Source organism: Tenebrionibacter intestinalis (assembly GCF_016632365.1).
Taxonomy (GTDB): domain Bacteria; phylum Pseudomonadota; class Gammaproteobacteria; order Enterobacterales; family Enterobacteriaceae; genus Tenebrionibacter; species Tenebrionibacter intestinalis.
In genome coordinates this window covers 1-1390 of record NZ_JAEPBH010000125.1, presented here as the reverse complement: position 1 = coordinate 1390, position 1390 = coordinate 1, and the positions used below count along the sequence as shown (strand labels likewise).

The window sequence follows — 1390 nt, the reverse complement described above, 5'->3', positions numbered from 1 at the left end:
CGCTCGATGGGGCGTGAAGGCGCGGGAGCCTGCACTATAGCGTCGCATTTTGTGCAGGCATGTTTTTCCCGCACCGTGCGGATAACCCGGAAGGCGCTGCGCATCAGCTCCAGCTGTTCGGCTGCATCTTCACCCAGGTATCTCAGCGCACCGCCACAGTCCGGGCAGCATGGCTCCGCAGGTAGCAGCCGTTTTTCGTCACGAGGGAGAGATTCGGGGAACGGTTTGCGGGTGCGGGTCTGACGCAACGCGCGCTGTACTGCCGGGTCATCCACCCGACCGGTCAGCGTATCGCTCTCTTTCTGCAGCCGGTTCAGATCGGCTTCCATTTGTGCGATACGGCGGGAGACTTTTTCGGAACGACTGCCGAAGTTCATCCGGCGTAGTTTATCCAGCTGCGCCTGCAGATGGTCTATTTCACGCTCCCGGTTGCTCAGCTTTTCCTGCAGGGCGTGGATCAGCGCTTCCTGTTCAGCCAGGCGCTGTTTCAGCAGAAGGATGTCGTCAGAAGAGGTGTCGCTCATAAGCCCGTATTTTACCAGGCTTATTCTGCGACAACCAGGATAAAGAGGCCTACAGCATGGTCAGGGAGGTCAGCAGCCGCTTCGGCTGCCGCCAGTCGATGCCTTCCAGGAGCATTGCCAGCTGCGCCGGGGTCAGGAACACTTTGCCATCACGGGCCGAGGGCCAGGCGAAGCGGCCGCGCTCAAGCCGTTTGGTCAGCAGACACAGCCCGTCGCCGGTAGACCAGAGGAGCTTTACCTGACTGCCATTACGCCCGCGGAAGATAAAAACATGACCTGACATCGGATCGTCTTTCAGCGTCGTCTGCACTTTTGCAGCCAGCCCGTTGAAGCCGTTGCGCATGTCGGTGATACCGGCAACCAGCCAGATTTTGGTCCCGGAAGGTAACGGGATCATCGCTTCAGTTCCTGTATCAGCAGAGTCAGGAGCTTTTCGCTGACAGTGCCGTTGAGGCGGAGCGTCCCGTGCCGGAACGTTACCTCACAGCTGATACTGAGGGTTTCCGGGTCCTCTGCGGGCGATTCTGGCTGTACGGCAGCAGCATCGAGAGTCACAGGAAGTAGTTGAGGGCTCTCTGAAGAAGGTAATAGCAGCTTTCCCTCGCGCCATTGTTGGCGCCATTTAAACAACAGATTGGCGTTGATGCCATTTTCGAGCGCCAGTTTTGAGATGGATATCCCGGGTTCGCAGGAGGCAGCAACGAGCTGCTGCTTAAACTCAGTAGAATAATTAGGGCAGCCTTTACGCCTGCCGGGAGTCATATTTTTCTGCATATCTGACACTTTGGTTCCCACTACTTATTTGGTGGACACCACTTTGTCGGATGCTTCAGATTATGACCAGACGGCTTTCGCTGGACGCTTAC

General features: G+C 57.2%; 3 protein-coding genes. All 3 read right to left on the bottom strand.

Going from position 1 to position 1390, the window contains the following annotated elements; all coding sequences use genetic code 11:
* A partial coding sequence (locus JJB97_RS18015; RefSeq protein ID WP_238715447.1) for a transposase occupies window positions 1-524 on the bottom strand: 524 nt, incomplete at its 3' end.
* 49 nt (window positions 525-573) lie between these two features.
* A complete protein-coding gene (gene tnpB / locus JJB97_RS18010) occupies window positions 574-921 on the bottom strand; it encodes an IS66 family insertion sequence element accessory protein TnpB (RefSeq protein WP_000612626.1) in 348 nt (115 codons plus the stop codon).
* The gene (gene tnpA, locus JJB97_RS18005; protein WP_238715446.1) at window positions 918-1298 is read right to left on the bottom strand and encodes an IS66-like element accessory protein TnpA; all 381 of its coding nucleotides are present in this window, start codon (window positions 1296-1298) and stop codon (window positions 918-920) included. Before tnpA ends, tnpB begins: the two co-directional genes overlap by 4 nt.
* Window positions 1299-1390: the final 92 nt, after the last annotated feature.

Coding starts and splice junctions, on each gene's coding strand:
- tnpB (WP_000612626.1), bottom strand. CDS start 921: ATGATCCCGTTACCTTCCGGGACCAAAATCTGGCTGGTTGCCGGTATC.
- tnpA (WP_238715446.1), bottom strand. CDS start 1,298: ATGCAGAAAAATATGACTCCCGGCAGGCGTAAAGGCTGCCCTAATTAT.